Source organism: Marinobacter sp. CP1 (assembly GCF_001266795.1).
Classification (GTDB): Bacteria; Pseudomonadota; Gammaproteobacteria; order Pseudomonadales; family Oleiphilaceae; genus Marinobacter; species Marinobacter flavimaris.
Map to the genome: position 1 here is coordinate 1,952,581 of NZ_CP011929.1, position 16,523 is coordinate 1,969,103.

Here is a 16,523-nt window from a genome sequence, read left to right on the forward strand (position 1 = left end):
GCTATTTACCGATACAGAAGCTGCTGAAGATCTTGCCCAGTAACTCATCAGGCGTCAGATGCCCGGTGATCTCGCCCAGGCTATCCTGGGCGGCACGCAGGTCTTCAGCCAGAAGCTCGCCGGCACCGAAACCCTCCAGCTGGCTCTGGCCCTGGATCAGCAGGGCCTGGGCGCGCTCCAGGGCATCAAGATGGCGGCGCCGGGCGAGGAAACCACCTTCTGTGGTGCTGGCAAACCCCATGCATTGTTTGAGATGGTCCCGGAGAATCTCCAGGCCCTCGGCAGACTTTGCTGCCAGACGGATCACCGGCGCGCTCTGATGCTCTTCGGCACTGATACCGACCGTTTCACCAGAGAGGTCCACCTTATTCCGTATCACCGTCACCGGGGCGTTGGCCGGTAGCTGGTCGATGAAATCCGGCCAGATTTCATGGGGACTGGTTTTATCGGTGGTAGTCGCATCCACCATCAGAAGAATGCGATCGGCCTGACGGATTTCCTCCCATGCCCGGGCAATACCGATCTGTTCCACTTCGTCCGGGCTGTCCCGCAGGCCGGCAGTATCGATAATGTGCAGGGGCATCCCATCGATGTGGATATGCTCCCGCAGGACATCACGGGTTGTGCCCTCAATCGCCGTAACAATGGCCGCTTCGCGACCGGCCAGGGCATTGAGGAGACTCGACTTGCCGGCATTAGGCCTTCCGCCGATCACCACTTTCATGCCGTCACGAAGAATCGTTCCCTGCTGGGCTTCGGCCAGGATTTTCCCGAGCCGCTCCAGGAGGTTTTGAAGGTCACTGGCCACCTTGCCGTCGGCCAGGAAGTCGATTTCCTCCTCGGGAAAATCGATCGCCGCCTCCACGTAGATCCGCAGATGAGTGACCGCCTCCACCAGATCCTCGATCTGCCTGGAGAACACACCCTGCATCGAACGAACCGCGCAGCGGGCCGCCTGTTCCGAACTGCTTTCAATCAGGTCGGCAATCGCTTCGGCCTGGGCCAGGTCCAGTTTGTCGTTCAGAAACGCCCGCTCGGAAAACTCGCCGGGCCGGGCGAGCCTTGCACCCTGGCTGCACACCTCACGGAGCAGAAGATCGAGAATCACCGTACCACCGTGCCCCTGAAGCTCGAACACATCTTCGCCGGTGAACGAGTGGGGGTTGGGGAAAAACAGGCCGATGCCCTCGTCTATTAACTCGCCATGGCTGTCATGGAAGGGGCCGTAATGGGCATATCGCGGTTTCGGCTCAAACCCCAGCATCTTTTTTGCAATGGCGAGGGCCTTGGGCCCAGAGATACGAACAATGCCAACTCCGGCCTGTCCCGGTGCGGTGGCGATGGCTGCGATGGTGTCAGAACTCTGGCTCATGCTTTTTCCACAGGCTGAAAACAACAAAGGCTCCATACAGGAGCCTTTGCCGGGTCGGTTCGGGCACCGGTCAGTGCTTCTTGCCGGCCATTTCTGCTTCGATCTTGCGGGTAATGTACCACTGCTGGGCAATGGACAGAATATTGTTCACCAGCCAGTACAGAACCAGACCTGCCGGGAACCACAGGAAGAAGACCGTAAAGATCAACGGCATCATCTTCATGATCTTGGCCTGCATCGGATCCGGAGGCGTCGGGTTCAGACTCATCTGCAGGAACATGCTGGCACCCATCAGTATCGGCAGGATGAAGTACGGGTCCATGACCGACAGATCCTGAATCCACAGCATGAATGGCGCGTGACGAAGCTGAACACTCTCGAACAGAACCCAGTACAGGGAGATGAACACCGGCATCTGTACCAGTATGGGCAGACAGCCACCCAGCGGATTGATCTTCTCCCGCTTGTACAACGCCATCATTTCCTGGGACATGCGCTGCCGGTCGTCTCCGTACAGTTCTTTCAGCCGGGTCAGCTGAGGCGCAACGGCCCGCATCTTGGCCATAGACTTGTAGCTGGTAGCGGACAGATGGAAAAACACCGCCTTGACCAGAACCGTCAGCAGGATGATGGACACGCCCCAGTTGCCAACCAGGCTATGGAACCAGTCCAGAATGATGAACAGCGGCAGCGAAATGAAGAACAACCAGCCGAAATCAACGGTACGGTCGAGGTTCGGAGCCATGCCTTCAAGGCGTTCAATGATCTTCGGCCCAACGTAGGCCCGGGCACCGATCTCTGCGGTTTCGCCCGGCGCCACACTGGTAGCCGGATAAACAAAGCCCATTACATAGTTCGGGCCACGGCGCGTGGTCTGGTACTGGGCGGGAATATCGCGCTCCGGTACCCATGCCGACAGGAAGTAGTGCTGCAGGAAGGCCAGCCAGCCGTTGGTAACCGACTGATTGATCTGGTTTTCCTGGAGGTCTCCGAAATCAAACTTCTCGTAGGGATCTTCCGGGGAGCTGATGACCAGACCCAGGAAGGCCTGGATACCCATGCTGGTCTGGGAGGTCGGGTCCGGGGACTGATCCCGGACGATCTTGCCGGTGAAATTGGCCTGCCATTCTTCACTCGACTGGTTTTCAACCAGATATTTGACGCCAATTTCGTAGCTGTTGCGTTCAAATTCATAACGCTTGGTGATCTGGACGCCATTATCAGAGGTGTAAGTCAGATCTACCTGAAGCTGGTTGTCGCCTTCCGCCAGTTCATAGCTTGCAGCGTCAGCACTGTAGACCGGAGCCGAACCGTTTTTGCGACTATCCGGGCCATCACGACCAATCAGCCCACTTTCGAGAACGTACAGGCGATTCTGCGTGTTGTTCAGGAGCGTCAACGGCTTTTCGCTGTTCAGGGTATCGTCGTAATCAAGCAGCCGTGCTTTTACCAGGTTACCGCTGACCCGATCGATCTGCAGATCGTAGACATCGGTGCGAACTGTGATGAATTGATCGCTGACCGCGGTGGTGGTTTCGGTTGAGCTGATGACAGCCTGACCAGTCTCCGGAGTGGTGAACTCGCCATCACCATCAACCTGAGCGGAGCTGTCCTCCGGAAGCACCATATTGTCGGAATTGCCCATGTTGCCAGCGGTTTGCGAAGGCTGGGATTCAGCGACCTGAGCCGTCTCGGGCGGCTGATGGTAGTCCTCATTCCAGGCAAGCACCATCAGATAACTGACAATAGCCAGGCCGGCAAATAATACGATGCGTTGAATATCCATAGAGTTACTGTCTGGTCTGGGTTGTTGTATGGGAGTGATCAGCGTGTACGCAGGCTGTTGCGGTTTCCGGAGCCCGGGGTTCTGCCGTTCCCGGTACAGGATCATAACCGCCTTCCGCCCAGGGATGACACCTTAACAGACGCCGGATTGCGAGAAATAATCCTTTAAGCGCGCCATGGTGGTTAATGGCTTCAACGGCGTATTGTGAGCAGGTGGGGTAGTGGCGGCAGTGACTGGCCATCAGCGGGCTGATTGCATACTGGTAGAAGCGGATGGGCAGAAGCAGAAGCTTGCGCATTAACCCGTTCCTCGATTGGCAGATTCCGATGGTGCTGCCCGGGATGGCTGAGATTGAGCGTACTTTTTCCTGAGACGTCGCCAGAGGTCATCCATGGATGCCCGAACCGAGTGGTTGTCCAGGGAAACCAGCCCCTGGCGTCCCAGAACCACGAGATCCAGGCCGGGCAGGTCCGTCTGGTGACGGAAACTTTCCCTGACCTGGCGCTTTACCCGGTTTCTCTGAACTGCAAGCTTCAGGTTTTTCTTCGAGAAGATCAAACCGATCCTGGCGTGACCGAGATTATTCGGTGTCGCCAGGATCAGAAAATTCCGGTGTGGAACTTTCAGCTGCACGTCGTTGAAGACTTTGCCGTAATCAGCAGGTCGCAAGAGACGATGTGATTTCGGGAAACTCAAAGCCTTCATGAGGCAATCAGAGCTTACGCGGACAGACGTGCGCGGCCCTTGGCACGACGACGGGAAATAACCTTGCGGCCGTTGGCAGTGGCCATACGGGCACGGAAACCGTGAACGCGCTTACGCTTCAGGACGCTTGGTTGAAACGTTCTTTTCATGGTGATGATCTCACAATTCGTAAGTTGGAAATTCAGTAACTGGCTGGAAAATGAACAGCCAAAACAGGAGCGGCATTCTATGCAAATACCGGTGGGAATTCAATGCTTATTGCTAGGGGGTTATGCGCATGCCCGAAATTCGGAATCAGGCAGGTCAGCTAATAAATTCAGTAAGTCTCTTTAGAATTTTTTTAAGGATTAATTATTACTGTTATTAGTACCGCAGGTTTCTGTGGATAAGCGAAGAAAATAACAGAAAAACAGTTCGTTGGGCGGTTTATAAGGGTATTGATAAGGCGCCCTGAGATCTGTGGACGATGGCAGGGTGAAATGTGGGTAAGTCGTTTTCGAAGCGAGGTTGAAAGTTATCCCCGGTTGCATCCCGTGGTTCCTAACAGGGTTAAACCCGGGCTGTACACACAGGGCTGTGGGTAACTTTCATTGTAGGAATTTTCTGTACACAAGGTTGTAGGTAAGTTCGTAAAAAATTGAAATACAAAGAAATAAATTTCCACAGGCTGTTCATGAACTGGCTTTAGCCCTTTCACTGGAGGGCCGGTCGGGTTAGAATTCGGGGTCATCTCACAGGACAGGAAGTCCCTTGTCCGTTCAGAGACATTTCAGGGTTATCGGGAGCAGGCTGTCGTGCCAAACAGTATGTGGCATCAATGTCTTGAAGTACTCCGGGACGAGTTTCCCGCACAACAGTTCAATACCTGGCTCAGGCCCCTGCAGTCCGATCACCGGGAGGGGCAGCTGATGCTGTTCGCCCCAAACCGTTTTGTCATGGATTGGGTAAACGAAAAGTACCTGCGACGTATCGAAGAGGTGCTCAAGGATCTGAACGGTGGGCAGGCGCCCCGGGTCAATATGAAAGTGGGTTCCGCACCCCGTGAAGGCGAACCGGTCAAACGGTCGGAAGCACCTGCCCGCGTCAACGGTCAGGTTCAGGAAGAGGCCGGCAGCCGGGTAACCGAAGAAGAAAAAGGCGTGGCCGCCACCGTTGCATCCACACCATCCGTGCGCCCGAAGAGTGACACCCAGCGGCGTCCGGTTCAGGTTGAAGGTGACATCAAACACCAGAGCTTCCTCAACGAGGGGTTCACCTTCGAAACCTTTGTGGAAGGCAAATCCAACCAGCTCGCCCGTGCCGCATCCATGCAGGTGGCCGAGAATCCGGGTGGCGCCTACAACCCTCTGTTTTTGTACGGCGGGGTTGGTCTTGGTAAAACACACCTGATGCATGCGATCGGCAACGAAATTGTCCGTCGTAACCCCAAGGCGAAGGTGGCCTATCTCCGTTCGGAGCGTTTTGTTGCCGATATGGTGAAGGCATTGCAGCTTAACGCCATCAACGAGTTCAAGCGCTATTACCGTTCAGTGGACGCGCTGTTGATTGATGATATCCAGTTCTTCGCCCGCAAGGAGCGTTCTCAGGAAGAGTTCTTCCATACCTTTAATGCGCTGTTGGAAGGCGGGCAGCAGGTAATCGTTACTTGCGATCGGTTTCCGAAAGAAATTGTGGATATGGAAGAGCGACTCAAATCGCGGTTTGGCTGGGGCCTGACGGTGATGGTAGAGCCGCCGGAACTGGAAACGCGGGTTGCCATTTTGATGAAAAAGGCCGATCAGGCCAATGTTAAGCTCAGCAGCGAAGCGGCCTTTTTTATTGCCCAGAAGATTCGTTCAAACGTTCGGGAGCTCGAAGGCGCGCTTCGTCTGGTGATAGCGAATGCTCACTTCACCGGCTCTGAAATCACTCCGCCGTTTATTCGGGAGAGCCTGAAAGACCTGTTGGCGCTGCACGAGAAACAGGTGAGCATCGACAACATTCAGCGCACGGTGGCGGAATATTACAAGATCAAGGTGGCCGATCTGCTATCCAAGCGCCGGACTCGAACGGTGACCCGGCCAAGGCAGGTCGCCATGGCGTTGTCGAAGGAGTTGACCAATCACAGCTTGCCGGAGATTGGTGATGCTTTTGGCGGGCGTGACCACACCACCGTATTGCATGCGTGCAAGAAAATCGTGGAGTTGCAGGAGACTGATCCGGGCATCCGCGAGGATTATCAGAATTTTATGAGACTGCTGACCACCTGATGCCGGGCGTTGGCGAACAACATTCACCCTTCCAACATAAAGAAAGCTGAGTGCCATGAAACTGACGATCAGCCGTGAATCCCTGCTTACCCCGCTGCAAAGCATTGCTGGCGTGGTGGAAAAAAAACAGACCATGCCCGTGCTCTCCAACGTGTTGCTGGTGGCCGAGGACAATACCCTGACCCTGACCGGTACCAATATGGAAGTGGAACTGGTGGCGCGGGTAACACCGGTGCATGTAGATCAGCCCGGCCGGATTACCGTTCCGGCCCGCAAGCTGTCGGATATCTCCCGGGCCCTGGGGGACGAGGCGCCGATGGAGCTGTCGCTTGAAGGCGATCGGTTGCACCTGCGGTGTGGCGCCAGCCACTTTACCCTGTCGACCCTGCCGGCGGAGCACTTTCCGAACGTGGAAGACGAAGACGAGAGCTTCCGTCTGGAATTGCCCCAGAAAGAACTCGGCCGGATGCTCGATGCCACGGCGTTCGCCATGGCTCAGCAGGACGTGCGCTATTACCTGAACGGACTGTTGCTGGAGGTGGACAAGGACCATGTGCGGACGGTAGCTACCGACGGCCATCGATTGGCCATGGCACATCTGGAACTGGCCACCAATTGCCCGGAGCTGCGTCAGGTTATTGTTCCGCGCAAAGGGGTACTGGAACTGGCCCGGTTGCTCGATGATGTGGAAACACCGGTGACCCTGGTTATTGGCGATAACCACCTGCGAGCGACGGTGGGGTCTTATACCTTCACCTCGAAACTGATTGAAGGCAAATTCCCCGACTACAATCGCGTGATTCCGCGCGGGGGCGACAAGATCGTCCTGGCGGACCGCGCCACCTTGAAGAATACCCTGCAACGGGCGGGCATCCTGTCCCACGAGAACATCCGCGGCGTGCGCTTGAACCTAGCATCCAATGAACTCCAGGTATTTGCCAACAACCCGGATCAGGAACAGGCCGAAGACGCGCTGCCGGTGGACTATCAGGGCGAATCCCTGCAAATCGGTTTTAATGTAGGCTATCTGGTGGATGTCATGAACGCGCTGGATGAGGACCAGGTAAAAATAACCCTGTCGAATCCGAACAGCAGTGCGTTGATAGAGGCGCAAAACGATAACCGTTGCCTCTATGTTGTCATGCCCATGAGGCTGTAGGAGGAGATGAGATTGATGAGTACCGTAACGAATGGAATCAAAGGCGCCTTCAGGATTGGCCAGACTGTGTCGGTACTCGGGCGCACCGGGATCAACTGGCTTCGGGGGGATCGCCCTCCAACGCCGCGCTTGCTGAGGCAGACGTTTGAATCCCTCGGTGCAACCTACATCAAACTGGGACAGTTCATTGCCAGCTCCCCGACGTTTTTCCCTAAGGAGTATGTCGAGGAGTTCCAGCACTGCCTGGACAGAACACCCAACCTGCCCTTTGGTGTGATCAAGAGAATTATCCGGGAAGAGCTTGGTCGGCCCCTGGACGAAGTCTATTCGGAAATCGATCCGGTGGCCCTGGCGTCGGCATCGATTGCCCAGGTTCACGCCGCGCGTCTGGTCTCCGGTGAAGAAGTGGTGATCAAGGTTCAGAAGCCGGGTGTGGAAAACATTCTCTTAACCGATCTGAACTTCCTGTACCTGTCTGCCCGTATTCTGGAAACTCTGGCACCGAAACTGTCCTGGACCTCCATGTCCGGTATCGTCGAGGAAATCCAGCGGACCATGATGGAAGAGTGCGATTTCATCAAGGAAGCGAACAACCTGAAGGTGTTCCGGGAGTTTCTGCACGCTACCCATAATGAAGATGCGGCAGTACCGAGGGTGTTTGAACACTGCAGCACCCGGCGGATCCTGACCATGGAGCGGTTCCACGGTGTGTCCCTGACCGATCTGGAAAGTATCCGCGGTTACGCCCGTGATCCGGAGCGTACGCTGATCACGGCCATGAACACCTGGTTTTCCAGTCTGACGCAATGTGAGTTTTTCCACGCGGATGTGCATGCCGGCAACCTGATGGTTCTCAAGGACGGTCGGGTTGGTTTTATCGACTTCGGAATTGTCGGCCGTATCAAGCCGGATACCTGGCAGGCGGTGAGCGATTTCATTTCAGCCGTTATGGTTGGGAATTTCGAGGGAATGGCCGACGCGATGATCCGAATCGGTATTACCCGTCAGACGGTTCGGGCAGATGATCTGGCCAGCGATTTGAGACGGCTCTACCAGCAGATGGACCGAATGGTGCCCGACGAGGTTCCCTATGAGGCGGAGCAGGCAGAAGACGATGTTAATCATATCCTGATGGATATGGTTAAGATCGGCGAAAGCCATGGCCTGCATTTTCCAAGGGAATTCGCTTTGCTACTGAAACAGTTCCTGTATTTCGATCGCTATGTTCACATCCTTGCACCAGAAATGGATGTGTTCATGGACGAACGGTTGAACATGCTCCACTGAGGCTGTCGCCTTGAGCGATTGGCTTTTGTACACTAGGGCAGCGTTACCGACGGGAAGGTAACGCTGCCTTTTTCGTTAAAGGGTTTTGTGTTGTTTCCTGCCCTCGTCCCCTTCGAGTCTGCTTTTCTATGGCGCTTGTAAAATTCCAGACTGAGAACTTCCGCAACCTGTCGTCGGCGCCGGTCAGCTTTTCATCCTCGTTTAATCTGCTTTATGGAGAAAATGGAAGCGGTAAAACAAGCGTGCTGGAAGCCATCGGTTATCTGGGATTGGGCCGTTCGTTTCGGGTGAACAGACACCAGGCAGTGGTGAGTCATGGCGAACAACGGCTGACGGTGTTTGGTGGTCTCGATCATGGGTTGGACCCACGCAGGCATAGCAGCGAGACCGATCTGGTGCATCGCCTGGGAATATCCCGGGATGTGGGTCAGAAGGAAACGATGTTACGGGTGGATGGTGAGGCGGTCAGGAGTCTTTCTGCCCTCGCCAAGCATCTGCCGGTATCTGTGATCGATCCTGGTGTTTTTGATGTGGTGGCAGGTGGACCCGGGAAGCGGCGTAAATTTCTGGACTGGTTAGTGTTCCACGTGGAACCTTCCTTTGGATCTCTCTGGCAACAATGCCAGAGAGTGACATCACAGCGGAATCAAACGCTGAGAAATGGTAGACTAGACGAAGCTTTAATGCGTGTCTGGGATCATCAGTACGCTACCCTGAGTGAGCGCATTACTGAGGCCCGTGCCGGCACCTTTGGCCGGTTCAAGTTGGCTTTTGAAAAGCTGGTTCGGGAAGTAGAGGTACCCTGGACCGAAGGTCTGAAGCTCGAGTATTACCCGGGCTGGGATGTCAGTCGGCCGCTGGCAGAATTACTGGTAGACCATCGGGATCAGGAGCGAAAAGTCGGGCACACATTATATGGTCCGAATCGCGCAGACATCCGGTTGAAGTTTCAGGGCAGGCCTGTTGCCGAAACGTTCTCCCGGGGCCAGCAGAAAACCCTGGTGATTTTGATGAAGATTGCCCAAGGCATGGTGTTGAGTGACATGGGCAAGCAGGTGACCTTTTTGCTCGACGATATTAACGCCGAGTTGGATGAGGGCCATCGCGCCATGCTGGCTATCAGGTTACAGGCATTACGTTGTCAGGTGTTTATCACGTCGATTGAGCGTCCCATGGTGGATCAGCTCTGGCCGGAGGGTAATGCACCGGATTACAGATTGTTCCACGTGGAACATGGCAAATTGACGGAAGAATAAGACCGGTGCGAAGAGCAAAGAATGCCCCGGCCTATCACGCTTCAGGAGTTTCCGAATGAGTGAATCGAACTATAATTCCTCCAGTATCAAAGTCTTGAAAGGGCTGGATGCGGTGCGAAAGCGGCCAGGCATGTACATCGGGGATACCGATGATGGCACTGGCCTGCACCACATGGTCTTTGAATTGGTGGATAACTCCATCGACGAAGCGCTTGCGGGCTACTGCTCAGAGATTGGTGTGATTATCCACCCGGACGAATCGGTAACCGTGAAGGACAACGGCCGTGGCATTCCGGTGGACCTCCACGAAGAGGAAGGCGTTTCTGCTGCGGAAGTTATCATGACCGTGCTGCACGCCGGCGGTAAGTTCGACGATAACTCCTACAAGGTGTCCGGCGGTCTTCACGGCGTGGGCGTCTCGGTGGTGAACGCATTGTCCTCTACCCTCACCCTGACCATTCGTAGAGACAACAAGGTTTACGAGCAGACCTACACCCACGGTGTTCCCAATGCACCTCTGGCAGCCGTCGGCGAGACTGACGCATCGGGTACCAAGGTGCATTTCATTCCCTCGCCGGAAACCTTTACCCACATTGAATTCCACTACGACATTCTCGCCAAGCGTCTGCGTGAGCTCGCGTTCCTGAACAGTGGCGTGCGCATTCGTCTGACCGACGAGCGTTCTGGCAAGGAAGAAGTCTTCGAGTACGAAGGTGGCCTGCGCGCCTTTGTCGAGCATCTGAATTCCAGCAAGACCCCGATCAACCGCGTTTTCCATTTTAATCGCGAGCGCGAAGACGGTATCGCGGTGGAAGTCTCCATGCAGTGGAACGATGCTTTTCAGGAGAACATCTACTGCTTTACCAACAACATCCCCCAGCGCGATGGCGGCACACACCTGGCCGGCTTCCGGGCGGCCCTGACCCGTTCCCTCAATAACTATATCGAGCAGGAAGGTCTGGGGAAGAAGGCGAAAGTTGCGACCTCCGGTGACGATGCCCGGGAAGGCCTGACTGCCATCATCAGCGTCAAGGTTCCGGACCCGAAGTTCTCCTCACAGACCAAGGACAAGCTGGTCTCCTCCGAGGTGAAGACCGCGGTTGAGCAGGAGCTGTACCAGAGTTTTGCGGAGTACCTGCAGGAGCAGCCGAACGAAGCCAAACTCATCGTCAACAAAATGCTGGAAGCCGCCAGGGCTCGTGAAGCCGCTCGAAAGGCGCGTGACATGACTCGCCGCAAAGGCGCCCTGGATATCGCCGGTCTGCCCGGCAAACTGGCCGACTGCCAGGAGAAGGACCCCGCCCTTTCCGAACTTTACATTGTGGAGGGTGACTCGGCCGGTGGTAGCGCCAAACAGGGCCGTGACCGCAAGACCCAGGCAATCCTTCCGCTGAAAGGTAAGATCCTGAACGTGGAAAAAGCCCGCTTTGACAAGATGCTGTCCTCTGCAGAAGTGGGCACCCTGATCACGGCTCTGGGCTGTGGTATCGGCCGGGAAGAATTCAATCCCGATAAACTGCGTTACCACTCCATTATCATCATGACCGACGCGGACGTGGACGGTTCTCACATCCGGACACTGCTGCTGACCTTCCTGTTCCGTCAGATGCGCGAAATCATCGAGCGTGGCCATGTCTTTATCGCCATGCCGCCGCTTTACAAGGTCAAGCGTGGCAAGCAGGAGCAGTACCTGAAGGACGAGAAGGCCAAGGAAGCTTACCTCACCCAGACCGCTCTGGAAGGTGCCCAGCTCTATGTGAACCCGGAAGCCCCGGCGATCAAGGATTCCGCTCTGGAAACCATGGTCAAGGACTACCAGGCGGTCATGAACATGATTGGGCGACTGTCTCGGGCCTATCCGGCCAAAGTGCTGGAGCAGATGCTGCAGAACGTCACGCTCAAGCCTGAGCATCTGAAGGAAGAAGCTTCCGTGGCTCGCTGGGTTGCGCGTCTCGGCGATGGCCTGGACCTGGATACCCGCACCGGTACCAAATACACCTTCTCGGTCACCAAGGATACCGAGCGGGCGCTGTACCTGCCGAAGGTAACCATCTACGTGCATGGCATTCCCTACGAGCATGTATTCGGCCATGAGTTCTTTGAATCATCCTCGTACGCAGCGATCGCCCGCATGGGTGAAACTCTGGATGGCCTCATTGAAGACGGCGCCTATATCCAACGTGGCGAGCGTAAGCAGCCGGTGCTGTCGTTCGAAGGTGCCCTGGACTGGTTGATGAAAGAGGCCCAGCGCGGTCTGAATATCCAGCGCTATAAGGGTCTTGGCGAGATGAATCCAGAGCAGTTGTGGGAAACCACCATGGATCCGGAGACCCGCCGCATGATGAAAGTGACGATCGAAGACGCCATTGCGGCAGACCAGATCTTCACAACCCTGATGGGCGACGATGTCGAACCGCGTCGTAACTTCATTCAGACCAATGCCCTGGAAGTGACCAACCTGGACGTCTGATCACAACCGTCCAAAAGGCACAAAAAAAGCGGCGAAGGCTTCAAACCTTCGCCGCTTTTTTTGTTTTCGATCCTGTTCGGCAACGACCGACCCCTGGAGGTTTTATTTACCGGTGCTCGATTCCGACGATTCGTTTCGCTCCCTCTCTTTCTCCGCCAGATGCGGTGCCATCACCTCTTCCAGCGTGTACCCGGTCAGCCGGCGAATAGTGCGCCAGAGATAATAAAAGATCAGCATCATCATAATCATGGAAGGAATGGCGATCATGGGATAGCTCACCAGGGTCATCCGACCAAGCTCCTCATTGAACGCCTCGGTACCGGACGGGCTGACCACGATCCATTTAGCAATCACGTAGTTCATGATGGATGAAAACAGGAAGGTGCCCGCAAAGAAGTAACTCGCCTTGAGCAGGCGGGCCTCGAATTCCTCAACCCGATTGTGTTCTTCAAGGGTCTTATGGATCTTATCGACATCCAGAACACTTGGGTTATACAGAAGGGTGCGTACCAGAGGGTACTTGGTTCGTGTGGAAGCCAGTACCGCCAGACCTATAATCGCGGGAATCGCGGCTTCCTTGATGGCTAACCAACCCGCATCCAGCTCAAGCAGGCCAATGCCGCCTGTCAGCCCGACACTGACCAGACCGAGTACCGCAATGAAGTTTTTCTTGCGGTACTTGATCAGTTCGAACAACCCCCAGCCCAGTGGAAACGCCAGGCCGATGACCAGTGCGTTCACGCTGCCCAGATGTTCTTCGCCACTGAACTTCATCAGGATAACGGATGGAATGATAATACTGACCAGCAAGTCGACCCAGGGCCTTGGCTTGTGGTCCGGAACGTTGGCGGAGCTCGGAGACGTCATGTTCTAGCCTGATTGGTGAAACTGGAGCAGGCCGGAAGGCACTGCCGGAGTAGTCTGGGCAGTATACGATGAATACAAGTGTGGACGTAACCGCCGTCACCGCACACAGAAGCGGCGGTCTGGCTGAATAGACGCTTTCCAAACGGGCATAAAAAAGCCGGGCTTATGCCCGGCTTTTCTGTTTCCTCTTGAACGTCAGCGCCGATCAGGCACCCACTTCCTTGAGGCTTTCTTCCACAATCGCCAGTCCTTCTTCCAGCACCTCGTCTTCGATGGTGACCGGCATCAGGAACCGCAAGGTGTTGCCGTACATACCACAGCTCAGGAGAATCAGACCCTTCTCCTTCGCCTTCTTGGTTACCGCCGCTGCCAGTTCCGGCTTCGGCGTACGGCTTTCCTTGCTTTCCACCAGCTCAAACGCAGCCATGGGACCAAGATTGCGCACATTGTCGACGTGGGCAAACTGTTCCTGCCACTGGCTGAAGCGCTGCTTCAGTTTTTCGCCCAGCGCCTGGGACTTGCCGAGGATGTCCTCTTCCTTGAACACGTCGAATACGGCCAGGGCTGCCGCACAGGCGGTCGGGCTGCCCGTGTAGGTGCCGCCCAGAGAGTTCGGGCCGGACGCGTCCATGTACTTGTCGGTACCGACGATGGCGGAAATCGGCATGCCATCAGCCATACTCTTGGCCATGGTCATCAGATCCGGCTCAACGCCACTGTGCTCGATGGCAAACATCTTGCCGGTCCGGCCAAAACCGCTCTGCACTTCGTCTGCGATCATCAGGATATCGTTCTCGTCGCAGATCTTGCGGATTTCCTTGAGGAAGCTGGTCGGAGCCGCGTAGAAGCCGCCCTCACCCAGCACCGGCTCGATAACGATCGCTGCGGTGTTGCGGGCCGGGGAATCGGCTTTCATGGCCATTTTCAGGCCACGCAGTGCTTCATCTTCACTGACGCCGTGGTACGGAACCGGATAAGGCGCGCGATAAACGGTGCCGGGCATGGGGCCGAAATCCGTCTGGTACGGCGCTGCCTTACCGTTCATGGCCATGGTGTAGAAGGTCCGGCCGTGATAACCACCGTCGAAGCAGATGACGTTGGTTTTGCCAGTCGCTGCACGGGCGATCTTCATGGCGTTTTCCAGGGCCTCGGCACCGGAGTTGGCCAGCATTACCTTGGCGTGGCCACGCACAGGAACCACACCGCTGAGCTTCTCCGCCAGTTTCACGTAGCCCTCATAGGGCATAACCGTCTGGCAGGTATGCATCAGCTTGTCCAGCTGTGCCTTGACCGCTTCCACCACCTTCGGGTGGCGATGGCCGATGTTCAGTACGCCGATGCCGCCGGCGAAATCGATCATGCGCTTGCCGTCTGCATCCCACAGCTCTGCATTCGTTGCATGGTCGGCAAACTGTTCGTTGGGACTTGCCGCGCCCGCCGCAACGTAGCGTTCTTTGAGTGCCTGCAATTCTTTATTGCTCACTTTGCCATTCTCCCTGGGTTCAGGTTCGAAAGTTTCACCTACCAGTGTAAGTAGTACGGTCACAGGAAACAAACCGACTATTGTCTCCCTCAGGCGGCATCGTCCCGAAACTGCAGTTTTGCGAGGCGCTGATAGAGGGCGTTATGGCGCATCAACTCCTCGTGACTTCCTACTGCCAGCAGGCGTCCCTGGTCCAATACCGCAATACGGTCAGCGTCCCGGACAGTGGCCAGTCGATGGGCAATCACCAGGGTGGTTCTCCCGGCGGTGAGCGCCGGCATAGCCTGTTGGATCAGGTTTTCACTTTCCGCATCCAGGGCACTGGTAGCTTCATCCAGTAACAGGATCGGGGCATCGGCCAGCAGCGCGCGGGCAATGGCAAGACGCTGCTTCTGGCCACCGGACAGGCCCAGGCCAGCATCCCCGAGTGGCGTCTCGTAGCCCTTTGGCAGGCTCTGGATGAAATCATGGGCATGGGCGATTTTCGCAGCCCGTTCGACATCCTCCTGGTTGGGATCGGGCCGGGCATAGCGGATATTGTCGGCCACGGTGCCATGGAACAGGGCGGGATTCTGAGGCACCAGTGAAAAACACCGGCGCAGGGCATCGAGAGACAGCTCGGCCGTGTCGAGACCGTCGATCAGAATTCGGCCCCCTGTCGGCTGGTAAAAGTGCAGTAACAGATCAAACAGGGTGGATTTGCCGGCTCCGGACGGGCCCACCAGGGCCAGGGTCTCGCCAGCTTTAACTTCAAGCGTAAGATCCGTCAGCGCGGGCTGTTCCAGCCGCCCCGGATAGCTGAAGCTGAGCCGGTCAATCCGGATTGCTCCCTGCACGTGTTCAGGCAGTTTCAGCGTCGACTCTTTGCGCTCAAACGCCGGCTCCGTCTGCAGCAGTTCAAACAGCCGCGCCGCCGACCCCGCAGCCCTTTGCAACTCGCCGATGACCTCGCTGATGGCGCCGGCAGCAACACCCACCAGAAGACTGTAGAAGACAAAGGCTGCCAGCTCACCCGGGCTGATCCGGCCGTGAATAACGTCCAGGCCCCCTATCCAGATAACGATGCCCACAGCGCCCATCACCAGGGAAATGGCCAGTGTGGTCAGCCAGGCGCGCTGACGGATACGCTGGCGGGCGATCTCGAACGCCCGTTCAGACACTTCGGAAAAATATTTGCGGTCGTGGGGCTGATGGTTGAAGGCCTGAACGGTCTTGATCTGCGTGAGGTTCTCGCCCACGTAACTGCCAACATCGGCAACCCGGTCTTGGCTTAAACGGGAAAGAGCCCGCACCCGCCGGCCATAGAACAGAATAGGCGCGATCACTAGGGGAAAGCCCAGCAGAATAATGCTCGCCAGTTTGGCGTTGGTGATGAACAGCAGCAGCAACCCCCCGACCAGCATCAGGGCATTGCGCAGCGCAATGGAAACGGTGGAGCCAATCACCGACTGCAGAACCGTGGTATCGGCGGTGAACCGGGACTGGATTTCCAGGGCCCGGTTCTGCTCGAAAAAGCCCGGATGAAGATCAATCAGGTGGTTAAACACCTTCTTGCGAATATCCGCCACCACCCGCTCGCCGATCCAGGACACGAGATAGAACCGGGCAAACGAGCCAAATGCGAGCCCCAATACCAGGATGAAAAACAGACCGATGGCTCTGGCCAGATTCTCCGGCGACTCGGTGGCTAATCCCTGATCGACAAGAATACGTAAACCCTGCCCTAACCCGAGCGTAATACCGGCCGTAAAAATCAGCGCCACCAGGGCACCTGCGACGGCCCGGCGATAGGGGCTGATAAAGTCGATGACCAGTCTCAGGGCCTTGCGGTGACGAGTGTTAATGATGTGCCTCCTGGATACGGGGTGCTGTAGACTCCGCTAACAATA

Annotated in this window: 13 protein-coding genes; 5 read left to right on the forward strand and 8 right to left on the reverse strand. The window is 56.2% G+C overall.

The genetic code is table 11. The features are described from left to right. Nucleotide 1: 1 nt before the first annotated feature. The 5 genes from mnmE to rpmH all read right to left on the reverse strand — a co-directional run bounded on the left by mnmE (nucleotide 2) and on the right by rpmH (nucleotide 4,012). A complete protein-coding gene (mnmE, locus tag ACP86_RS09095; RefSeq protein WP_053113395.1) occupies nucleotides 2-1,372 on the reverse strand; it encodes a tRNA uridine-5-carboxymethylaminomethyl(34) synthesis GTPase MnmE in 1,371 nt (456 codons plus the stop codon). Between the two features lie 70 nt (nucleotides 1,373-1,442). Beyond that, nucleotides 1,443-3,158: a membrane protein insertase YidC gene (gene yidC, locus ACP86_RS09100; protein ID WP_053113396.1), complete on the reverse strand. Its 1,716-nt coding sequence runs from the start codon at nucleotides 3,156-3,158 to the stop codon at nucleotides 1,443-1,445. A 4-nt stretch (nucleotides 3,159-3,162) separates the two neighbouring features. Further along, the gene (gene yidD / locus ACP86_RS09105; protein WP_008172546.1) at nucleotides 3,163-3,456 is read right to left on the reverse strand and encodes a membrane protein insertion efficiency factor YidD; all 294 of its coding nucleotides are present in this window, start codon (nucleotides 3,454-3,456) and stop codon (nucleotides 3,163-3,165) included. After that, nucleotides 3,456-3,863, reverse strand: a complete 408-nt coding sequence (rnpA, locus tag ACP86_RS22075; RefSeq protein ID WP_075267623.1) for a ribonuclease P protein component — start codon at nucleotides 3,861-3,863, stop codon at nucleotides 3,456-3,458. Before rnpA ends, yidD begins: the two co-directional genes overlap by 1 nt. A gap of 14 nt (nucleotides 3,864-3,877) precedes the next feature. After that, nucleotides 3,878-4,012 carry a 50S ribosomal protein L34 gene (gene rpmH, locus ACP86_RS22080; protein ID WP_008172542.1) on the reverse strand — a complete coding sequence of 45 codons (135 nt, stop codon included), beginning with the start codon at nucleotides 4,010-4,012 and terminating at the stop codon, nucleotides 3,878-3,880. 657 nt (nucleotides 4,013-4,669) lie between these two features. Here rpmH and dnaA point away from each other — a divergent pair. The 5 genes from dnaA (at nucleotide 4,670) to gyrB (ending at nucleotide 12,284) form a co-directional block, all read left to right on the forward strand. Then, nucleotides 4,670-6,112, forward strand: a complete 1,443-nt coding sequence (gene dnaA, locus ACP86_RS09115; protein ID WP_014578837.1) for a chromosomal replication initiator protein DnaA — start codon at nucleotides 4,670-4,672, stop codon at nucleotides 6,110-6,112. A 55-nt stretch (nucleotides 6,113-6,167) separates the two neighbouring features. Continuing rightward, nucleotides 6,168-7,271, forward strand: coding sequence for a DNA polymerase III subunit beta (dnaN, locus tag ACP86_RS09120; protein WP_008172539.1), 1,104 nt, complete (start codon nucleotides 6,168-6,170; stop codon nucleotides 7,269-7,271). A gap of 15 nt (nucleotides 7,272-7,286) precedes the next feature. Continuing rightward, a complete protein-coding gene (locus tag ACP86_RS09125) occupies nucleotides 7,287-8,558 on the forward strand; it encodes an ABC1 kinase family protein (protein ID WP_053113398.1) in 1,272 nt (423 codons plus the stop codon). A gap of 128 nt (nucleotides 8,559-8,686) precedes the next feature. Continuing rightward, nucleotides 8,687-9,814 (forward strand): DNA replication/repair protein RecF, encoded by a 1,128-nt coding sequence (gene recF / locus ACP86_RS09130; RefSeq protein WP_053113399.1) that lies wholly within the window; start codon nucleotides 8,687-8,689, stop codon nucleotides 9,812-9,814. Between the two features lie 55 nt (nucleotides 9,815-9,869). Further along, nucleotides 9,870-12,284: a DNA topoisomerase (ATP-hydrolyzing) subunit B gene (gene gyrB / locus ACP86_RS09135; protein ID WP_053113400.1), complete on the forward strand. Its 2,415-nt coding sequence runs from the start codon at nucleotides 9,870-9,872 to the stop codon at nucleotides 12,282-12,284. 102 nt (nucleotides 12,285-12,386) lie between these two features. Here the strand turns inward: gyrB and ACP86_RS09140 are convergent, their stop codons facing one another. The 3 genes from ACP86_RS09140 to ACP86_RS09150 form a co-directional block, all read right to left on the reverse strand. Beyond that, on the reverse strand, nucleotides 12,387-13,151 hold the full coding sequence (locus ACP86_RS09140) for a VC0807 family protein (protein ID WP_008176596.1): 765 nt from the start codon (nucleotides 13,149-13,151) through the stop codon (nucleotides 12,387-12,389). Between the two features lie 205 nt (nucleotides 13,152-13,356). Then, nucleotides 13,357-14,634, reverse strand: coding sequence for a 4-aminobutyrate--2-oxoglutarate transaminase (gene gabT / locus ACP86_RS09145; RefSeq protein ID WP_053115502.1), 1,278 nt, complete (start codon nucleotides 14,632-14,634; stop codon nucleotides 13,357-13,359). Between the two features lie 89 nt (nucleotides 14,635-14,723). Next, nucleotides 14,724-16,454, reverse strand: a complete 1,731-nt coding sequence (locus ACP86_RS09150) for an ABC transporter transmembrane domain-containing protein (protein WP_053113401.1) — start codon at nucleotides 16,452-16,454, stop codon at nucleotides 14,724-14,726. Between the last annotated feature and the right edge of the window lie 69 nt (nucleotides 16,455-16,523).